The organism is Phycisphaerae bacterium, from assembly GCA_019636475.1.
In the GTDB taxonomy this organism is placed as follows: Bacteria; Planctomycetota; Phycisphaerae; order UBA1845; family UTPLA1; genus JADJRI01.
Genome location: JAHBXN010000001.1, coordinates 458,539 through 476,472, shown reverse-complemented (window position 1 = coordinate 476,472; position 17,934 = coordinate 458,539). Strand labels below are relative to the sequence as shown.

Below are 17,934 nucleotides of genomic sequence, written 5' to 3'. Positions count from 1 at the left end.
AATTACGTCTGCCCTAGTATGGTCGCCCGGCTAGGGCTTCGGCGCCCCGCGTGTTCCCCCCCAGCACGCACCCGGACCCTAGCCATTATTTTCCTCCATCCTGTTTCATATCGCACGCAAGTGCGTGCGACGGCGGGGGGTTTGTTTGAATCACAACTTCCCCTCTATTTCCTTCCGAGATCGGGCGCTTCGTTGGGTGGGGTCGCGTTTGGCAGCCCGATTGGCGCGCTTCTATACTCACAATCGCGAGCTGTCGGCGTGGCTTCGGCGGATCGCACAGGCAATACCGGACCGCTTCGGTCCGATTCAATGAAGTGGTCCATGATTCCGATACAAGGCAGCGACGTTCCCGCACCGGCATTTATTGAAGCGATGAAACTGGCCAAAAGGCCGTTAATTGTCGCACACGTGACACCGGATGCGGATGCAATCGGCTCTTCGCTCGGACTCGCCGCGGCGATGCGTGAGTGCGGCATTGATGCAACCTGGGGGATGCCGCAACACTGCGTCTCGAAGCGACTCCAGTTCATGCTCGATCTGTCGCCCGACATGCCGCGAGAAGCACGCTGGCGCCCTGATGGCGGCTACGATGCGGTCGTCGTTCTCGACACGGCAGCCGAAAAACGAATTAACATTGAACCCGCGATTGACCTTGATGGGGATATCGCCGTGTTCAACATCGACCATCACATTACGAATACCGACTTCGGGCGCTTCAACTGGGTGGACCCGCACGCCACGAGCACCTGCGAGCTCGTGTCGCGTTTGATTCCCCTCATGGGATGGAAGCTTTCCGCGCGGGTGGCTTCGTTGCTCTACGCCGGGATTCACGGTGACACCGCCGGATTCAGCTTGCCCAATACCACGGCCGATGCGCTGTTCGCAGCAGGTGAGCTGCTTCGCGCCGGAGCCGATGTCGCGCACATCGGGGAGCAGCTTTGTCGATCGCAGGCTCGACCGGATTTTGAACTGCTGCGCCGCGTCTACGACCATACGGTGGTCACCGAAGACGGTTCCATCGCTTACAGCCATCTGACCTATGCGGATTTTGTCGAGTCCGGTTCACGCGCCGAAGACATCGACGATCAGGTGTCCATCCCCTTGGCTTTGCGCGGCGTTCGCATGGCACTGCTTTTCACCGAAGGTGAGAAGGGAGTTGTCAGGATTAACCTTCGCGGAGAGGGGAAAACCACCGTCGTTGAACTTGCCCAGCGATTCGGCGGCGGCGGGCACGCGCATGCCGCCGGGGTGAGAATGAAGAACAAGCCTATTCATGAAGTCATTGACACGGTGCTTGCGGCAGCTCGCGAAAATCTGGCCGCGCAGCCGGCAGAACGCTGAATTGCCTTCACATTCGGAAGATTCCAACTTTTCTATCCGGCCAGGGTGCGTTGAGACTTGCCGAGATCGCCAATCCAAGCACCATGCGCGTATCCGCCGGATCGATGATGCCGTCATCCCACAGCCGGGCCGTGCTGTAATACGCGCTGCCTTCCCGTTCATATTTCTCCAGCGTCGGCCGTTTGAATTCTTCCTCCTCGATCGGTGACATCGCCTTGACGCCTTTGGCGGCAAGCTGGTCCTTCTTCACCGTCAGCAGCACATTGGCGGCCTGCTCGCCGCCCATCACGCTGATCCGTGAGTTCGGCCACATCCAGAGGAATCGGGGCTGATAGGCCCGGCCGCACATGCCGTAATTCCCAGCCCCATACGAGCCGCCGATGATCACTGTGAATTTCGGCACGGCTGCATTCGAAACCGCTGCCACCATCTTCGCGCCGTCCCGAGCGATCCCGCCCGCCTCATATTTTCGGCCGACCATGAAACCGGTGATGTTCTGCAGGAATATGAGTGGAATCCGTCGAACGCTGCACATTTCAACAAAGTGTGCAGCCTTGAGGGCGCTTTCGCTGAAGAGCACGCCGTTATTGGCCACGATGCCCACTGGAAAGCCCCAGATGTGCGCGAAGCCTGTCACCAAAGTCGTCCCGTACAGTGCCTTGAATTCGTGGAAGCGGCTGCCGTCGACGACGCGCGCAATGATCTCGCGCACGTCATACGGCTTGCGGATGTCTTTCTGGATCACGCCGTACACTTCTCGCGGGTCATAAAGGGGTTGCTCGACGGGAGCCATCCCGATGTGGGCCGCGGGCCGCGTGTTCAAATGGCTGACGATGCTACGAGTGATGGCCAGGGCGTCTTCATCGTTCATCGCGTAATGATCCGCCACGCCGCTGGTGCGGCAGTGCACGTCCGCGCCGCCAAGTTCCTCGGCCGTGACTTCCTCGCCGGTCGCCGCTTTCACGAGCGGCGGTCCGCCGAGAAAAATCGTCCCCTGGTTTCGCACAATGACCGTCTCGTCACTCATCGCGGGAACATACGCGCCACCCGCCGTGCAGGAACCCAGCACGACGGCGATCTGCGGAATGCCCATCGCTGACATTTGTGCCTGGTTGTAAAAAATCCGACCGAAATGATCTCGATCCGGAAACACCTCATCCTGCATCGGAAGAAACGCGCCGCCCGAATCGACAAGATAGACGCATGGCAGATGATTCTCACGGGCGATTTCCTGCGCCCTCAGATGCTTCTTCACGGTCATCGGGTAATACGTGCCGCCCTTGACCGTCGCGTCGTTGGCGATAATGACGCACTCGCGGCTCTGAATTCGGCCGATGCCCGTCACCACGCCGGCACTCGGTGCGTCGTCGTTGTAGAGTCCATACGCGGCCAGCGGCGTCAACTCAAGGAACGGGCTGTCCGGATCGGTCAGGCGATCGATGCGATCTCGCGCCACCAATTTGCCGCGCCCGCGGTGTCTCGCAACGGCCTCCGCGCCGCCGCCCTGTTTGACCTGGGCGATCCGCTCTCGAAGTTCCCCCACGAGCCCCGCGATGTGTGCGGCGTTCTCCTTGAAAGTCGGATCACTGGTGCTGAGTTTTGATTGGATGATGTCCATGTCCGGATGATAATCCGGAGTGTCATTCGATTCACGCCCCCAACCGAAAAGGGAATCCTTGCTGAATCGTCGACGATCTGGCCGCGATTTTTACTTGGAATTGAATTTGAACGACGGCCCGACTCGCTTCGATTTTCCGCTTGAGGGTTCGGCGGGGGCGAGCACCGTGCCCAACTCCCGGACGACGCGGATGATACGGGTCTCAACCGTCGTCAGGTCGACCACTTCCCCGTTGTCGCGGCCGTCGCGGGAAAGTATGCGTACGACCGGGCGCGTGTGCTTCCCGCTGTTGGCGCGAAGGACGCGGGCGAACCGGCCATCATCCAACTCGACATGGCTGCCGATCGGAAAAACGGAGAGCCCGTCGATCAGAGCCCGCACGAAAACGGCGTCGTATTTGCCCGCGCCGCAATCGAACAGAATGCGCTTGATGGCATCGTGTGGCGACATGGCCTCACGATAGGGCCGGGGACAGGTCATTGCGGCGTACACGTCGGCGATGGCAACGATCTTCGCATAGGCATGAATGCCGCCGCTTCCGCGACTTCGCGGATAGCCGGTCTTGTCGAGCCGTTCATGAGCCTGGACGCCGACGTATTTCACTTCGCGAGGCAGTCCGGCAATCTTCTCAAGGTATTCCACCGTGTAAAGCGGATGCCGTCGGATTTCCGCCATCTCTTCATTGGAAAGCGGGCGCGGTGCAAATCGGATCGATTCCGGCACCTTCAGCATGCCCACGTCGGCCAACAGGCCCGCGAGGCCGATTTCGATCGTCTTTTCGCGACGCATCCCGAGTTGCGTCGCGATGTTCATGCTCAATGCCGATACATTGACACTGTGTTTGAAGAGATATTCATCCGCCGAGGTCTGAAGGCTCAGGATGGTCGGCATCAGATCGAGGTCTGATGAGACCATATCCATGAACTCGTGCACGATCTTATGCAGTCCGTCGTTCTTCGGAATTTCATTTTGCTTCAATGTCTTGCAGAATTGCTCAAGCGTGCGTCCTGCTGCATCATGCGTCTTTACGCCCCGAGTCGCCCGTTGCTCCAGGGCCGCGAGCGAAATGCGCGGCCGTTGCCCCGGCGTCAGCGGTCGGACCGGCAGTTGCGCGTCCGCCGGATTGATCTCGTTGAGAAGTCGATCGATGATCTTCTCGTCACTGGCGCGCGGCGCGACGACTTTGGTGCGTGCCGGTTCCGGACTGGTCGAGAGATACCGGATCTCACGTTCCTGCAGCAGCTTGAGGAACTCCGGGGTGATTTGCGTGCCGGCGGCCAGCAGCAACACCCCGGTCGCCGCTTCAAACAGTCCTTTGGTCAGCCGCATTCCGACACGCAGCGACGCCACGCGCACAATATCCGAACCGACGGATGCGATTGCCCCGTCAGTCGGTGGAACTTCCTGTGTCGTCCTGGTCTTTTGCGGGACTTGCATTCCCCGTCACCCTGCCTACTGGGTCCGTGGCACAGACTTTTATCGGATACTGCTGAGCGGTCCGGCCTCGTCGTCGACTGCGGCCGACCAGCGTTTCATCGGCAATTCGTCCACCGGTCGGGAGTTAACACGTCGATCGATCGATGCGAATTCTCTGCATCGGAGTTCTCAATCTACGATTTACAGGGTGATGTGGCGGGTCGCGCGTCCGCGAAGTGGACCCGTTGCTTCTTTCATTTTTCGTGAGGCTATCGGGCCTTTTGTTTCTCCCTATAATCAACGCGCCGTTGCCCGTCGGCGCGGTCGCAGCGAAAAAGAGCCCACCAATGACATGGGAATTGCATGACACAGCCCACGATCCCAATTCGCGTCGGACACTCGCCCGACCCCGATGACGCCTTCATGTTCTACGCGCTGGCCCGCGATCTGATCGATACCGGCCCTTATCGATACACCCACGAAATGGCGGATATCGAAACTCTCAATCGTCGCGCGCTGGCCGGTGAATTGGAGGTCTCCGCGATCTCGATTCATTCTTATCCCTATGTCTGTGACAAGTATGCACTGCTTGCATGTGGCTGCAGCATGGGGGACGGCTACGGACCGATGGTGATCACCCGGTCACCGATGACGCTTGGCGATCTCCGCGGCAGGATGATCGCGGTCCCGGGCGAACGAACGACCGCCTTCCTCGCACTGAATTTATGTATGGGACGCGGCGCCTTCCAGCACCGCGTTGTGATGTTCGATGATATCCCCGATGCGGTCGAACGTGGTGAAGTGGATGCAGGGCTGATCATCCATGAGGCTCAACTCACCTACGAACGCCAGGGGCTGCACAAGGTCATTGATGTCGCCCAGTGGTGGGGCGAGCAGACCGGTTTGCCGCTGCCCCTCGGAGGAAATGTCGTACTGCGGAGCCTGGGTGACAAAGCCATGCGAGATGTGGCAAAGCAGCTACGCGCTGCGATCGAATACGGACTTGAACACCGGAAGGATGCCATCGCATATGCGCTGCAATTTGGCCGCGGTCTTGACACCAGTTTGACAGACCGGTTCGTGGAAATGTATGTCAACAAGTGGACGGTGGACTACGGCGAGCGAGGCCGGCGTGCCGTGCGGGAGTTGCTCGGGCGAGCCTTCCGCGAGGGAATGGTCCCCGATCCGGGTGAGATCGAATTTATCGAGTAGCCGGCGGCATTCGCTGGATCGTATTGGAGGCTGTCGTCGCTTCCGGTGCGACGCACGGTGTCGGTTTCGATGTGGCAGGGCCCGGGTTGATCCACAAGCTGAAGAACATCATCGATCGTCTGCGAACTGTCGGTCTGCGCTGTACCATTGATTATCTTATTCAGCGAATCTCCTGGGTTCTCTATGATCGCATGCTCGGAATCCAAACCACGGGTGTCGTTCGTCTGGCCGCGCTGGGACTGTCCGGTGAGGCCCGAAGCGATTACGCCCCCATCAGTTTCGCATGCCTGCGCCGCATCCTGCGTCGCGTCTACATCCGCCCGGGACAAGATGTCTTCATCGATTACGGATCAGGGATGGGACGGGCCGTCATTGTAGCCGCGACCTATCAGTTCAAACGTGCGATTGGCGTCGAACTGAGTCCGGATCTCGCTCACGTTGCCGAGGCGAATCTTGCTCGAGCCAGGCCGCGCCTGCGATGTTCAGACGTTCAATTTGTCGTCGAGGATGCCACCCGCTTTGTTGTGCCCGACGACGTGACTGTCGCCTTCTTCTTCAATCCGTTCCGCGACGACATTCTTGCGGCGGTCATCCAGCGGATCGTCGATTCGTTGGATCGTTCCCCGCGACAGTTGACGATCGCGTTCGTTCATCCGAGCGAAGACACTGAAGCGCTGCTGAGAACCCATTCGCGATTTACCCTGCGACAGGAATACGATGATTGGTACAGCGCCGGCAGTCGCGGCAAGGTATTGATCCTGAATTCCCGCGAAACGGCCGCACCCTCGGATTAGATCATCACTGTCGCTTCGGTCGTTCCCGTAACCGCCGATCGACCTCCATGCGGATGGCCTCCGCGGTTTCCCGCGAACAGGCATTGGAAAAGTAGGTCAACGTGAAATTCAGTCGATCATGGTACCTGCAGAAAGCCGCAATGATGCCGGGTGGCGCCGCCGGCACGCCCCATGCAATCATGTTTTCCACGGTGCTGCCGCAGAGCGGTCGGTCCAGCGGATGAATGCGGTAATTGGTGAACGCCAGCGAATAGCGAGGGAAGATTCGAAACTTCCTCAGCAGCCAGGCATACACCCGAATCGGAAACCGTCCCACGAACGCCGTCGTCGCCGAATCACAATCGTCAAGCCGATCGCGCGCGTATTCGACCAGTTGTGCCGATAGGCTGGCATCAATCAAACGTGGATCGCCGACCGCCGATCGGGGAACTTCGAGCGTCGCGATGCCGATTCGGTTGCCGGGCGCATTAGGGTTTTCGTCTTGGCGAAGCACACGCCGAGGCAGCGAGATGAGGTAGCGATCCCGCAGATGAACATGGGATCTCGAAAATACCGCATCCGCGGAAGCGACGACAGCTGCGAGTTGCCACCGCGTATGCAGTAACGGCCCCGGGGCACAATGCTCAATCGCGGCCCGATCGATCGCCGTGGTTTCCTCCCGCGTCCACGAACAATGCAAGGTCTCGACCGACTTTCCGGCAGCGGCGTTTCTCATCTTCAGGCGATTGCCTTTGATGAAATTCAGCCGCTTGAGCCGCCACATTCCCCGCATCCAATCGTAAAAACCCGGGGCCGTATCGGAAATTCCTTTGCCCGCGAAGTTCGAAACGGCTGTTCCCCCGCCATCCGTCATGGTTCGGATCAACTGCTCTACGCCCGACAGGTCCATCAGATGATGAGGCCACTGCAAAACCAGGTGATGTCGTTCGTCCGCAAGTTGAAAGAGATGGAATCTGACCTGAGATGCGGCAAATGGATCGATAGGCTGCTGTGCCGCGGCGTGAAGCAACGAGCCGATGCGGTCCTCGGCAACAGCAATTCCGCGAAGGTCGTATTCGATCAGCGCGGGCGCAAATTCAGATGTCGTATGAGACGCGCTCGCGGCCGAATTCCATCGTGGCGTGCCGAACACGCGCGAGATCCGAACGGTCGTGCGGAGCGCGCGATATTGCGATGGCAGCTCGGCGATGCGGCGACGAAGCAGTTGAAAGTTGATACTGCCGGCCAATTCCAACCGGAGGAAAACGTGGTGCCCCGGCAGGCCCCTTGCTTGAAGGGCGAGCGTGCTCGCCAGAAAAAAACGATCGTACGGACCGAATTCAGAATTTTCTCCACCGGCGATCGCATCCATCTTGCGGACTCGGGCGGGCAGGCCCAAAACAGCCAACCCGCATTCCCGCCGCTCGGGTCGTCGCCGGCTGTCCAGATTTCCGATCTCAGGACGCGAGCAGGAGGTTCAGCGGATTCTCCAGAAAATTGATGATCGTCCGGCAGAACCGCGCCGCATCCGCTCCATCGATCACCCGGTGATCAAACGAGAGAAAGAGAGGCAGCATTTTGCGAATGACGATTTGCCCGTCGCGAACGACCGGCTTCTCCTGCAACTTGCCCATACCCAGAATCGCGACTTCGGGATAATTGATCATCGGCGTGGCAAATGTGCCGCCCAGGGCACCGACATTCGTCACGGTGAATGTTCCGCCGCGCATATCGTCAATCGCCAGCTTGAAGTCGCGCGCCTTCTCGGCGATCTCCTTCATCTCTTTCGAAATGGTCATCAGGCCCTTGCGATCCGCGTCCCGCAAGACGGGAACCATCAGTCCCTTCGGCGAATCGACGGCAATGCCGATGTGGACATAGTCCTTGAAGATCATTTCGCCGGCCGCATCATCGTACGATGCGTTGAAACTCGGATACTGCCGCAGCGCGCCGGCCACCGCTTTGAGCATGAACGCAGTGATCGTGAGTTTCACTCCCTGCTCTGCCATCACGCTGCCATGTTCCTTTCGGAACGATTCAAGATCGGTCACGTCGGCTTCATCGCCATGAGTCACGCGAGGCAGGGTCCACGCCCGTTGCATCTGCCGGGCGATCGTCTTGCGAATCTGGGCAACCTTCTCGCGTCGAACCGGTCCCCACTGAGAGAAATCAGGAAGTGGCTCAAAACCAACCGACGGTGCCGCAACGGACGGGACTGCATCGCCGCGAGCCGGTGTCACCGGTTGAGCCGTCGGCGCCGTGCGCGCCGGTGCGGGCGGAGCTCCTGTGCCCATCGGCCCCGCCAGCATATAACGCTCGACGTCTTCCCGAACGATGCGGCCGGCCGGTCCGGTCCCGTGCACCGCCCGCAGGTCGATCCCGTTCTCACGGGCGAATTTGCGAACCGCAGGCGCCGCGGGAATCGGTCCTTCCGCATGAGCGGGCGGAGCGGCCGTGGTCGAGGCATGAACGGGTGCCGAACGCCCTTCACCACCGACCGTCTGCGACATCAGCGCCTTTGCAACGCCCGCGGCTGGTGCGGAAGCGGCTTTGGGAGCAGGCGCTTCGGCGCTTTTGGCCGCCGGTTTGTCGGCTGAGGTTTCGCCGGCGCCGCCCACTTCGAGCAGCACCTGTCCGACCTTGACCGTATCGCCTTGCTTGACGTTCAACTTGTTGATCACGCCGGCGAATGGCACGGGCAGTTCGACAGCGGCCTTGTCCGTTTCGACCTCCATCACCATCTGATCGGCGGCGACGGTGTCGCCCTCTTTGATCATGACGTTGACGACCTGCGCCTCGTGGATGCCTTCACCAAGATCGGGGAGTTTGAATTCTTTGCCCATTGAAGTTCCTGATTTCGCCTTTCCGAACCGCGACCCGCGAGGGGTGCGGCGGGTGTCACGAATCGCGTCACATGCGATGCGGAGCCAACCCGTCCATCTTAGGTGTCAAGCCGCGCATCGCTCATCGCGGCCCAGTCGATCCGTTCGCCGCACGCGGCGAAGGACTGTCTAGTAATTTACGACTTTTCGTGCAGCCATCACGACCTTCGTCGAATCCGGCAGATACGGCCGTTCCAGATTGAAGAACGGCATGACAAGATCATAGCCGGTCACCCGCTCGATCGGCGCTTCGAGGAATTCAATCGCATCCTCGACGATTCGGGCGATGATCTCGGCCGCCGGCCCGCAATTGCGCGGCGCTTCATGAACCACGACGCAGCGACCCGTCTTCCGGACGGATGCCATGATCGTGTCAGTGTCGAGCGGCACGAGGCTGAGAAGGTCGATCAATTCGGCATCGAGCTGATGTTCGTCTCGCAATTCGTCCGCCGCCTCAATCACCGGCCGCATCGAGGCGCCGTACGAGATGATCGTCACGTCGCTACCTTCGCGGACGACCTTGGCCTTGCCGATTTCCATCGTCTCGGCGGCGTCCGGCACTTCCTCTTTGAATGCTCGGTAGCACGCCTTCGGTTCGTAGAACATGACCGGATCAGGGTCGGCAATTGCGGCCCGCAGCAGCGCTCGCGCATTTCGAGGGCCGGACGGGATCACGACCTTCAGGCCCGGCAGATGAGCCCAGATCGCTTCGCGGCTTTCACTGTGATGCTCAATCGCTCGGATACCCGCGCCATACGGCATCCGAATCACCATCGGACATGTCAGCCGTCCGCGCGTCCGGTTGCGAAAGCGCGACACATGATTCTCAACCTGATGAAATCCGTGGTAACCGAAGCCGGAGAATTGCATCTCGCAGATCGGCTTGATGCCCGTGAAACACAGGCCGACGGCCAGCCCGACGATGGCGGACTCCGCGACCGGGAAATCGATCACGCGATCCGCACCAAATTCCTTGAGCAACCCTTCGGTAATGCGAAAGACGCCTTCGTCCTGTCCGACATCCTGCCCCATGATGAGGGTCATCGGATCTTCCTGGAGCGCCTCCCGCAATGCGAGGTTCAGCGCCTTGGCCATCGTCAATTGAGCCATGTCATCAGATTCCTGGTTTGGGTTGGTTTCTCAACGCTCGTTCCGTAAACAATCGCCTGCCCGCGCTGCTCGTTGCACGCCAATCACACGTTTAATGCAGATGCTTACTGTAGCCCGCCAGGTCCTCTCGGTCACCGTCAACCGCGGACGCATCCCCGGTCGTGACCGCCAGATAGGCCTTGAACTCGTTCAACTGCCGGTCAAGGAACGCAGGGCGTTCGGCGAAGCAGTGGTCAAACGGCTCGGTGATATTCGGAACATAACGCTCCGCGCGTTCGATGCCCGCGGAAATCTCTTCCTGAATCTCCGCCTCCATTTTCTCGCGGTCCTTTTCCGATAGCACGCCCTTCGCCTTGACGTAGGTCCAGAACCGAGTGAGTGGATCCTTTGGTTTCCAGCACTCGACTTCTTCTTCGGTGCGATACTTCTTCGGATCGTCGGCAGTCGTATGGACGCCCATGCGATACGTCACCGCCTCAATTAAAGTCGGGCCGCCGCCGGCACGCGCCCGCTCGACGGCTTCGCGTGTCGCGGCGATCATCGCAAGGATATCGTTGCCGTCCGCTTGAATGCCGTTAATGCCATATGCAATGGCTTTCTGGGCGAGGGTCTTCGAAGCGGTCTGCTTCTGTCTCGGTAGCGAAATGGCCCATTGATTGTTTTGAATGATGAGAATGAGGGGCGCGCCGAAAATCGCGGCGCAGTTCATGCCCTCATGAAAGTCGCCTTCGCTCGTGCCGCCGTCACCGACAAACGTGAGCGCGACATTCTTTGTCTTTTTCAGCTTGCAGCCCCATGCGGCGCCCGCCCCGTATTGAACCTGCGATGCGACCGGCACGCAGATCGGCACATCTTTCGCACCATCGGGCGGTGTCGCGCCGGCCTCGTTTCCGCCCCACCAGAGAATCAGCTTGTCGATCGCCCAGCCGCGCCAGAGCGTGGCCGCAGGCTCACGGAACGAGGGAACGAACCAATCATCCGGTGTAATGGCGAAAACCGGTCCCAGCGACGCAGCCTCCTGCCCAAGTGCCGGACCGTAAGTGCCGATCCGTCCCTGACGCTGAAGCTTCAGCATGCGCTCGTCGTATCGGCGGGCGAGGGTCATCGCTCGGAAGAGCCTGCGAAGGTCTTCGTTGGAGATTTTGGGCTCGAGCGCCTGATCCACGTTCCCGTGTTCATCGAGGATAGAGAGGCTTTCGATCTTGTTTTCGATCTCGATCTTCTTTCGGGGCACGAAACGTCCTTTCGATCGAACGACAGCTGCACTAATACCAGGTTTGTAAGTCGAATCCGCTGGCCGGCGAAGCGCCGACGAAGGACCGCCGTCAACTGCCGGGCGGGGCGATTCTAGCCAAAACTGCTACGAGGCGAAAGCGCCCGATCCGCTCACGTCTGCAACGCCGCATCGACTGATGGATAGATCCCGAAGAGTTGCGCCAACCGCGTCGTTTCCAGTAACTTGCGGATATCCGCGGTCGGATTCACCAGCCGCATTTCCCCTTTGTGCTTGCGTGCCCGAAGATAGCCAGCAATCAAACCGCCCAGGCCGCTCGATTCGATGAAGTCGAGCTGGCTTGCGTCCACAACGATCAGCCGATGCCCCGCGCTACCCAGATCCCGCATCCGGACACCGAGCTGCGCCGACACCGTCATCGTGCAGGAGCCGCGCAGGTACGCGACCGCTGCATCGCCTCGTGTTTCCACTTCCATCGAGAACGGCGTCTCATGGATGGAAAGGTTCGTCGTGGGATTGCCGCTCATAAACAGACTTCTCGCAGGCTGCTCGACCTCGTGCTGGCCCTTTTCAGTGCGGCTTGAAACGGATCACTTGCGATTCATGACCAGTCTGACAGACTTGCCCGCAGGGCCGAATTCGACCACATCCAGATAGGCCCGCATCAGCATAATGCCGCGCCCATGAGGGCGATCAATGTTTTCCGGCAGCGTGGGGTCAGGGACCTCGTCTGGGCAGAATCCCTCGCCTTCGTCGTGAATCTCAATCTCGATTCTGTCCGGCGTGACTTCATACCGGATGCAGATTTTCTTGTTCGGATCGCCCTTGTTGCCGTGGCGATATGCGTTGGTGATCGCCTCCTCCAGGGCGAGCTTCACGGCGAATGTGCAGTTCTCGCAATACCCCTGGCTTCTGACTTCGGCCAGAATCGATTGCTCGGGCTCCTTTGCCGCCGAAAGATCGTTGGCTACGACGATTTCCTTCAATGGCTTGTTCCCCGTCAACCTTGATTCGCGTCACTCGCCCGAACCGCGGTCCAGGCGTGTCGTCATTTCTGTCCGCAACGCCCCTGCCTCAGAAACTCGCTCGCGCCTTGTCGATCGAAGGATGAATGTCAAAGAACTTGTTCAATCGGGTGATCTTGAACACTTCGTAGATCTGCGGATTGATGTCGCTGAGCTTGAGCTTGCCGCTCTTTTCCTCAACCTTTTTTCGCAGCGTAATCAGCATGCCGAGCGCCGCACTGGACAGATGCTCGACGTTCTGGAACGAAAGCAGCAGGTTACCGCCGGAGTGATTCTCAACCAGGCGCGACAACTCCTCTTGAATCTCGAGGATGGCCAATTCGTCAAGGATCTTACGATCTGAAAACTCGACGATTGAGACGCCGCTCACGTCTCGCACTTTTAACCGCGAGGTACGATCCGCCATGTGCATTCTCCGTAACTCCCGACTTCTGACGAAGTTCGGAGTCTAACACGAGAGTCTAGCCGCTTCCAAATCCGAAAACAAACACGCCGCCCCGGGCCGAGGGCACAGACCGGTGGAAATCAGGATGATTCCGGGATCCAGTAGGGTTCGGTAGGCGCCTAGGCACACGGCTGGCGAGACCCCGGCGGAATCCCCGGAATCCCGCTGCCGGTTCGCAATTGAAGTCAGGCGGTCTTGGAAATTCGCTCGAACGTGACTTCAAGGCGGTCCTTGACCAGTTGCATTGTCTTGGGCCGGTACTCGCGCTCTGGCTGGCAGCAGTCCTCGATCAATTTGACCAGCGCCGGGTCCAGTTGCTGCGACGTGGCGTCATGCCGCTCGTTGCGCCACGTGTAGACACTGACGCCGGACTTGGTCACCGCCGACGAGTTCAACTCGGTTTCGACGGTTCGACCGAAGAAAATTCGATGCATCGTCGCACCAAATCCGAAGATGTCCGTCCGCTGATCCAGTGCCTTCCGATCAACCTGCTCCTTGGCGATATAGTCCTTCGTGCCTTGGATGCGTTCCTTGCGGGTGTACATCGGGCAGGCCTGGCCGAAGTCAATAATCGTCGGCCGGCCGTTCTTGGCACAAAGGATGTTGATCGGTTTCAGGTCCGCATGGACAAATCCGCGATTGTGGAGGTCAGCCAATCCGTCCGCGACGTGCCAGAATATCTTGACCAGAAGATCCGGCGAGCAGTCTTCCGCATACTTGTCGAGCGGGATGCCGTCCACATACCCGAGAATGTTGAACGCCTCGATCGCCCGAAGCTTCCGTTTTACGATGCCATATTCGAAACTCTTGCGGAGGACCGGATGCTCATTCTGGACTCCAACCTCAAACTCATTTTTGAGCTGCCGAACCTGTGAATTGAAGTTCTCGGCATTCGCGCTGACGTACTTCTTGCAATAGAGCTTGTTATCCCGGACATCGCGCATGAGCGACACCTTGGTACCGGCTCCGGTCCCCAGTTCCCTGACGAACATTAGCGATTCGAGGCGTTTGGACACAAGTTCCCCGTCTGACAGAATTCCCAGGCCGGTTTCGCTAGACAGACCTTTCCGCGCGAAAGAGACCCGGAGCCTCACTCTGAACAGCAATTACCGAACCATCCGCCAATGTACATCGGCCATCTGAGCGGTGGATGGATTCAAACGAATGGCCCCGCAAGAATGGCAGACAGCGCCATCCCGTGGCTCAATACCGGTACTTCAGGCGATTTTGGCCGCGCGGCGCTATCCCGAACCCTGCGCAAAGTACGATAACGCGTATCAAGAAGGGGGGAGGTCGAGGAGGAACGACTCGTCAGAGGGTAATAAAATCCGCTTTAGGAAATATTGCTTTTCAGAATGCTCGAGCCGCATCCACTCCATTCAAGCTCTTCCCACCTGTTCAGTGGAGTATAATCAAATCCCAACTGTCTTTCCACCCGATCAGGCCCGGCCCGTGGCATGAGGATGGCAGTCGCAACGCGCAACGGTTTGGGGACGTTTACTGATCTCCGCTCGATTTCGCCCACATGCGGGGTTGGGCATTCTGCAACCACTGGCGATCCGTTGGCTGGGCGATATTACCCACTTCGAAGCCTCCGCTGCCGAACCACCGCATCATTAAAGGAGTTACGTCAATGGCACTGTGAGTGCCACAGGACTCTCGCCTCGCGATCGAGCCAAGGCTGCGGCCGGCCATTGGGCGGGTGTACGATGAGAGAAGCCATTGCAAATCCTGATCGGGATTCACAGAGCTGGGCAGGTGTCATGAATCGATTCTGGAGGAATCTTCGGATGTTCGGAAAGAACTGCTGGGCCGCCCTGCACCGTCATCACGACCAGGCCCCAGCATGTTCCTGCTACGACGCGGAATAATAAGGTGGCTTGGTGGGGGGCGGATCTAGGCGCCGGCGTGGTGGTCAAACTCATCGCCGCGGAAGGTTGAGCCTAGATACGTGTCCCGAACGAGCTTGTCGTTGATCAGCGACCGGGGCGTGCCCTCGCGCAGCACCTTCCCTTCGTGAATGATGTAGCTGCGGTCCGTGACCTCCAGGGTCTGCCGAACGTTGTGATCCGTGATCAAAAACGAAATACCCATTTTGCCCCGAAGGTGCAGAATCTCGCGCTGCAAATCCTGAACGGCGATCGGGTCCACGCCGCTAAACGGCTCGTCCAGCAGGATGATCGCCGGTTGGGTCACCAATGCTCGAGCGATTTCGAGCTTCCGGCGCTCGCCACCGGAAAGCGTTCTCGCTTCCTGCCTGGCATTTCTTAACAGGCCGAACTGTTCCATCAGGTCGTGAGCGCGCTTCCGGCGTTCCGCCAGGCTCAGTCCCGGCATCAATTCGAGAATTGCGAGCAGATTCTTCTCGACCGTCAGGCGCACGAAGACACTGCTCTCCTGCGAGAGATAGCCGATCCCCTTCTGAGTCCGCTTGTACATCGGGAGCTTGGTGATTTCCTGATCGTTGAAGAGCACGGTGCCGGCGTCCGGCTTCACAATGCCAACGGTCATTCGGAAACTGGTCGTCTTGCCGGCTCCGTTGCGACCGAGCAAGCCAACGATCTCGCCCCGGTCGACGTGAAAATTAACGTCCTTTACGACCGTGCGGCCGCTGTACGCCTTAAGGAGGTTCTTTGCTTCGAGGAGTCGGGTCACATCGGTTCCTATCGGGGAGCGATTCTGTCGGGTCGGACAGATGTTAACAACCTGTCAAATTGGGTGGCTCCTCGGGGCTCGCCGACCATGTGCGACCCATGCGGGTTCGGCTGTCGGCGAAACGATGGATCCATCATAAACCCGATGTTCTGCATCGCCTAGCGTGTTGTATCTTGTGAATTTGGCTGGCATTAAGATTCAGCTGTGATTTGTGGCCTTCGGAGGGGTCTCGCGCAGTTCTTGCGCGAAAGACGTTCGGGAGGTCGCAGACATTCCATGCCTCTGATTTACTCGGTGTCACCCATGTGGTTTGTGCATAAGTTGTTTGTGATTTACAGCCCGAGCTGCCTGTTGGCCGCTCGTTTCCTTAGGCCTGACAGAAACTTGTTGGCATTGATGGAGCCGGCAGTGTTCACCGCCGCATTCAGCGAATCATGCGCATGCGCCCGACATTCGGAATCACCGCCATGCTGTTCTTCGAGAACCGCAGACCGCTCGGCCAGTAAACAAAAAATGCCTGGCCGATCAACTGGTCGCCGGGGACGGTGCCGTATCGGTACTCATTGGGTGGCTTTCGTTCGCGAAGCAGCTCACAAACGTCGGTCCACAATCGCGAGTCTTTGCTTTGCGGACTGTTGTCGCCGCAGCAGAAAAAATCCTGCGGTGATTCGCGAAGCAGGATCGGATTCAGCGCAGTGCCCCAGCCGGGCGCTCCATTGAAGATGCTGTGCTCAACAAACCGGTCCGAACGATAGTACACATCGCGTTGCACCTTCAGATGGCGGATCTCCACCGACATCAGTTTCACGCCGATCGCGATTTGCGCATCCTGTCCGTGCCCGTCTTCGTACTTGGATTTCAGAACGTCTTCAAGATTCGGGTGGTACTGGGCATCGTCGGTCGCGAGAACTTCATCGCCATTGACTCGAAGTGCGATTCGGTAATCCAGATTCTCGAACTCGATTTCGATCGGCTTCCTGGATGCCAGTTGGGCGATTTTCGTTTTTCTGATCTCTTCCCAGAAACCGCCACGAATGGAGTCGTTGAATCGTTCGAGCCGAACCGTGCCGTCCGACGCGAGGTGCGCTTGAAACCGATCCCTGCCCTTGGCCAGCATGAGGGACAACTCTCCTTCACTGCCGTCTGGAAACAGCACGAAACTCAGGAGTACATCGCCGACTGCGCGGGCCGGGGTCGAATTCCGGGAATTCGGTTCGTAGTTGGTGTTGTTGTATCCGTACTCGTCCTCGATTCTCGCCCCGGTCAGGTCAATCCAGTGCAACTGCGTATCGGTCGGCTTGAAAGTGACCAGTGGCGTGCGGGTACTCCACGCCAGCGCTGATCCGGGGTCTCGCTCGATCCATCGCGGTGGGTCGTAATATCTTGCCATTCGATTCCGCTCAAACGTGTGCGGGACAAAATCGTGGTCATAGTGAAGCATCCAGAGGCTGTCCTGCGCGACGCGCGGCTTTCGCTGGATCTTCATCACCCTCGCCAACCGCTTCATTTGCTCGTCGGTGAGCCGTGCTTCAAGCGGATCGCCTGGGGGAGGGCCGTCGAGCGCTTTGACGATATCGTCGGGGACCGACTTGATCGGCGCGGCGAAGACGTCGCCGTTGATGATCTGAAGCACCTCTCCCGGAAGTCCCAGCAGTCGTTTGATGAAATTGACCTCGCCGTCCTGTGGGTTCTTGAACACCACGACATCCCACCGCTTGGGGCCGAGCCAGGGGCCGCCCAAGTCGTACGGCCATTTCAATACCAGTATCCGGTCGCCTGAGTCGGGAACGACCTGGTTGCTGCGGACATTCAGCTCGGAATTGCCTTCGCCATCCCACGAACAGTTGGGGCATCTGACCGAAAACGATCGAATCTCTCCGCGATCCGTGAAGAGCGTGCCGTAGTCGCGAACCTCCGGACTGGGAATGGGCTCGCGAATGCCGTATGCAAAGGAATATGAACAGTTCGCGCAGCGATGCTGACCGTGCATCCCGAACAGGGACGGAGCCATCGAGCCCGTCGGGATCACGAACGCCTCGACGATGAACGCACGAAAGACAAACGCGAGGATAAACGCCACGACGATTGAATCAATCGTGTCTCGAATGCTGTCGGTCACGATGGCCGGAGCGCCCGGGGTTGATCCCGGCCCCGCGGCCGGCGAATCTGGGTGTTGCAATGGATGTCGATTCATCGTTGATTATTCCAACGCAGTCAAATGGC

General features: G+C 58.9%; 15 protein-coding genes. 3 read left to right on the top strand and 12 right to left on the bottom strand.

Annotation, left to right across the window (positions count from 1 at the left end; translation table 11 throughout):
- Positions 1-321 precede the first annotated feature (321 nt).
- Positions 322-1,341, top strand: a complete 1,020-nt coding sequence (locus tag KF841_01990) for a DHH family phosphoesterase (GenBank protein MBX3394117.1) — start codon at positions 322-324, stop codon at positions 1,339-1,341.
- Between the two features lie 7 nt (positions 1,342-1,348).
- Here KF841_01990 and KF841_01985 read toward each other — a convergent pair whose 3' ends face one another.
- On the bottom strand, positions 1,349-2,959 hold the full coding sequence (locus tag KF841_01985) for a methylcrotonoyl-CoA carboxylase (GenBank protein ID MBX3394116.1): 1,611 nt from the start codon (positions 2,957-2,959) through the stop codon (positions 1,349-1,351).
- Between the two features lie 90 nt (positions 2,960-3,049).
- A complete protein-coding gene (locus KF841_01980; GenBank protein ID MBX3394115.1) occupies positions 3,050-4,396 on the bottom strand; it encodes an HD-GYP domain-containing protein in 1,347 nt (448 codons plus the stop codon).
- 342 nt (positions 4,397-4,738) lie between these two features.
- Between KF841_01980 and KF841_01975 the strand changes: the two genes are divergently transcribed.
- Both KF841_01975 and KF841_01970 read left to right on the top strand, forming a co-directional pair.
- Positions 4,739-5,587, top strand: coding sequence for an ABC transporter substrate-binding protein (locus tag KF841_01975; GenBank protein MBX3394114.1), 849 nt, complete (start codon positions 4,739-4,741; stop codon positions 5,585-5,587).
- Between the two features lie 23 nt (positions 5,588-5,610).
- Positions 5,611-6,381: a class I SAM-dependent methyltransferase gene (locus KF841_01970; protein MBX3394113.1), complete on the top strand. Its 771-nt coding sequence runs from the start codon at positions 5,611-5,613 to the stop codon at positions 6,379-6,381.
- 4 nt (positions 6,382-6,385) lie between these two features.
- Here the strand turns inward: KF841_01970 and KF841_01965 are convergent, their stop codons facing one another.
- From KF841_01965 to KF841_01920, 10 genes are all read right to left on the bottom strand, one after another.
- Positions 6,386-7,732: a hypothetical protein gene (locus KF841_01965; GenBank protein ID MBX3394112.1), complete on the bottom strand. Its 1,347-nt coding sequence runs from the start codon at positions 7,730-7,732 to the stop codon at positions 6,386-6,388.
- Positions 7,733-7,817: 85 nt separating this feature from the next.
- The gene (locus KF841_01960) at positions 7,818-9,203 is read right to left on the bottom strand and encodes a 2-oxo acid dehydrogenase subunit E2 (GenBank protein MBX3394111.1); all 1,386 of its coding nucleotides are present in this window, start codon (positions 9,201-9,203) and stop codon (positions 7,818-7,820) included.
- 168 nt (positions 9,204-9,371) lie between these two features.
- Positions 9,372-10,352: an alpha-ketoacid dehydrogenase subunit beta gene (locus KF841_01955; protein ID MBX3394110.1), complete on the bottom strand. Its 981-nt coding sequence runs from the start codon at positions 10,350-10,352 to the stop codon at positions 9,372-9,374.
- A 91-nt stretch (positions 10,353-10,443) separates the two neighbouring features.
- The gene (gene pdhA, locus KF841_01950) at positions 10,444-11,586 is read right to left on the bottom strand and encodes a pyruvate dehydrogenase (acetyl-transferring) E1 component subunit alpha (protein ID MBX3394109.1); all 1,143 of its coding nucleotides are present in this window, start codon (positions 11,584-11,586) and stop codon (positions 10,444-10,446) included.
- Between the two features lie 152 nt (positions 11,587-11,738).
- Complete coding sequence (locus KF841_01945) at positions 11,739-12,113, bottom strand: STAS domain-containing protein (protein MBX3394108.1); 375 nt, start codon at positions 12,111-12,113, stop codon at positions 11,739-11,741.
- 63 nt (positions 12,114-12,176) lie between these two features.
- Positions 12,177-12,572 (bottom strand): ATP-binding protein, encoded by a 396-nt coding sequence (locus tag KF841_01940; protein MBX3394107.1) that lies wholly within the window; start codon positions 12,570-12,572, stop codon positions 12,177-12,179.
- A gap of 88 nt (positions 12,573-12,660) precedes the next feature.
- Positions 12,661-13,017, bottom strand: a complete 357-nt coding sequence (locus KF841_01935) for an STAS domain-containing protein (protein MBX3394106.1) — start codon at positions 13,015-13,017, stop codon at positions 12,661-12,663.
- Positions 13,018-13,241: 224 nt separating this feature from the next.
- Complete coding sequence (locus KF841_01930) at positions 13,242-14,072, bottom strand: protein kinase (GenBank protein MBX3394105.1); 831 nt, start codon at positions 14,070-14,072, stop codon at positions 13,242-13,244.
- A gap of 880 nt (positions 14,073-14,952) precedes the next feature.
- Positions 14,953-15,711, bottom strand: a complete 759-nt coding sequence (gene lptB, locus KF841_01925; protein ID MBX3394104.1) for an LPS export ABC transporter ATP-binding protein — start codon at positions 15,709-15,711, stop codon at positions 14,953-14,955.
- Positions 15,712-16,135: 424 nt separating this feature from the next.
- Positions 16,136-17,905 (bottom strand): hypothetical protein, encoded by a 1,770-nt coding sequence (locus KF841_01920; GenBank protein MBX3394103.1) that lies wholly within the window; start codon positions 17,903-17,905, stop codon positions 16,136-16,138.
- Between the last annotated feature and the right edge of the window lie 29 nt (positions 17,906-17,934).

Coding starts and splice junctions, on each gene's coding strand:
- KF841_01990 (MBX3394117.1), top strand. CDS start 322: ATGATTCCGATACAAGGCAGCGACGTTCCCGCACCGGCATTTATTGAA.
- KF841_01985 (MBX3394116.1), bottom strand. CDS start 2,959: ATGGACATCATCCAATCAAAACTCAGCACCAGTGATCCGACTTTCAAG.
- KF841_01980 (MBX3394115.1), bottom strand. CDS start 4,396: ATGCAAGTCCCGCAAAAGACCAGGACGACACAGGAAGTTCCACCGACT.
- KF841_01975 (MBX3394114.1), top strand. CDS start 4,739: ATGACACAGCCCACGATCCCAATTCGCGTCGGACACTCGCCCGACCCC.
- KF841_01965 (MBX3394112.1), bottom strand. CDS start 7,732: ATGGATGCGATCGCCGGTGGAGAAAATTCTGAATTCGGTCCGTACGAT.
- KF841_01960 (MBX3394111.1), bottom strand. CDS start 9,203: ATGGGCAAAGAATTCAAACTCCCCGATCTTGGTGAAGGCATCCACGAG.
- KF841_01955 (MBX3394110.1), bottom strand. CDS start 10,352: ATGGCTCAATTGACGATGGCCAAGGCGCTGAACCTCGCATTGCGGGAG.
- KF841_01945 (MBX3394108.1), bottom strand. CDS start 12,113: ATGAGCGGCAATCCCACGACGAACCTTTCCATCCATGAGACGCCGTTC.
- KF841_01935 (MBX3394106.1), bottom strand. CDS start 13,017: ATGGCGGATCGTACCTCGCGGTTAAAAGTGCGAGACGTGAGCGGCGTC.
- KF841_01920 (MBX3394103.1), bottom strand. CDS start 17,905: ATGAATCGACATCCATTGCAACACCCAGATTCGCCGGCCGCGGGGCCG.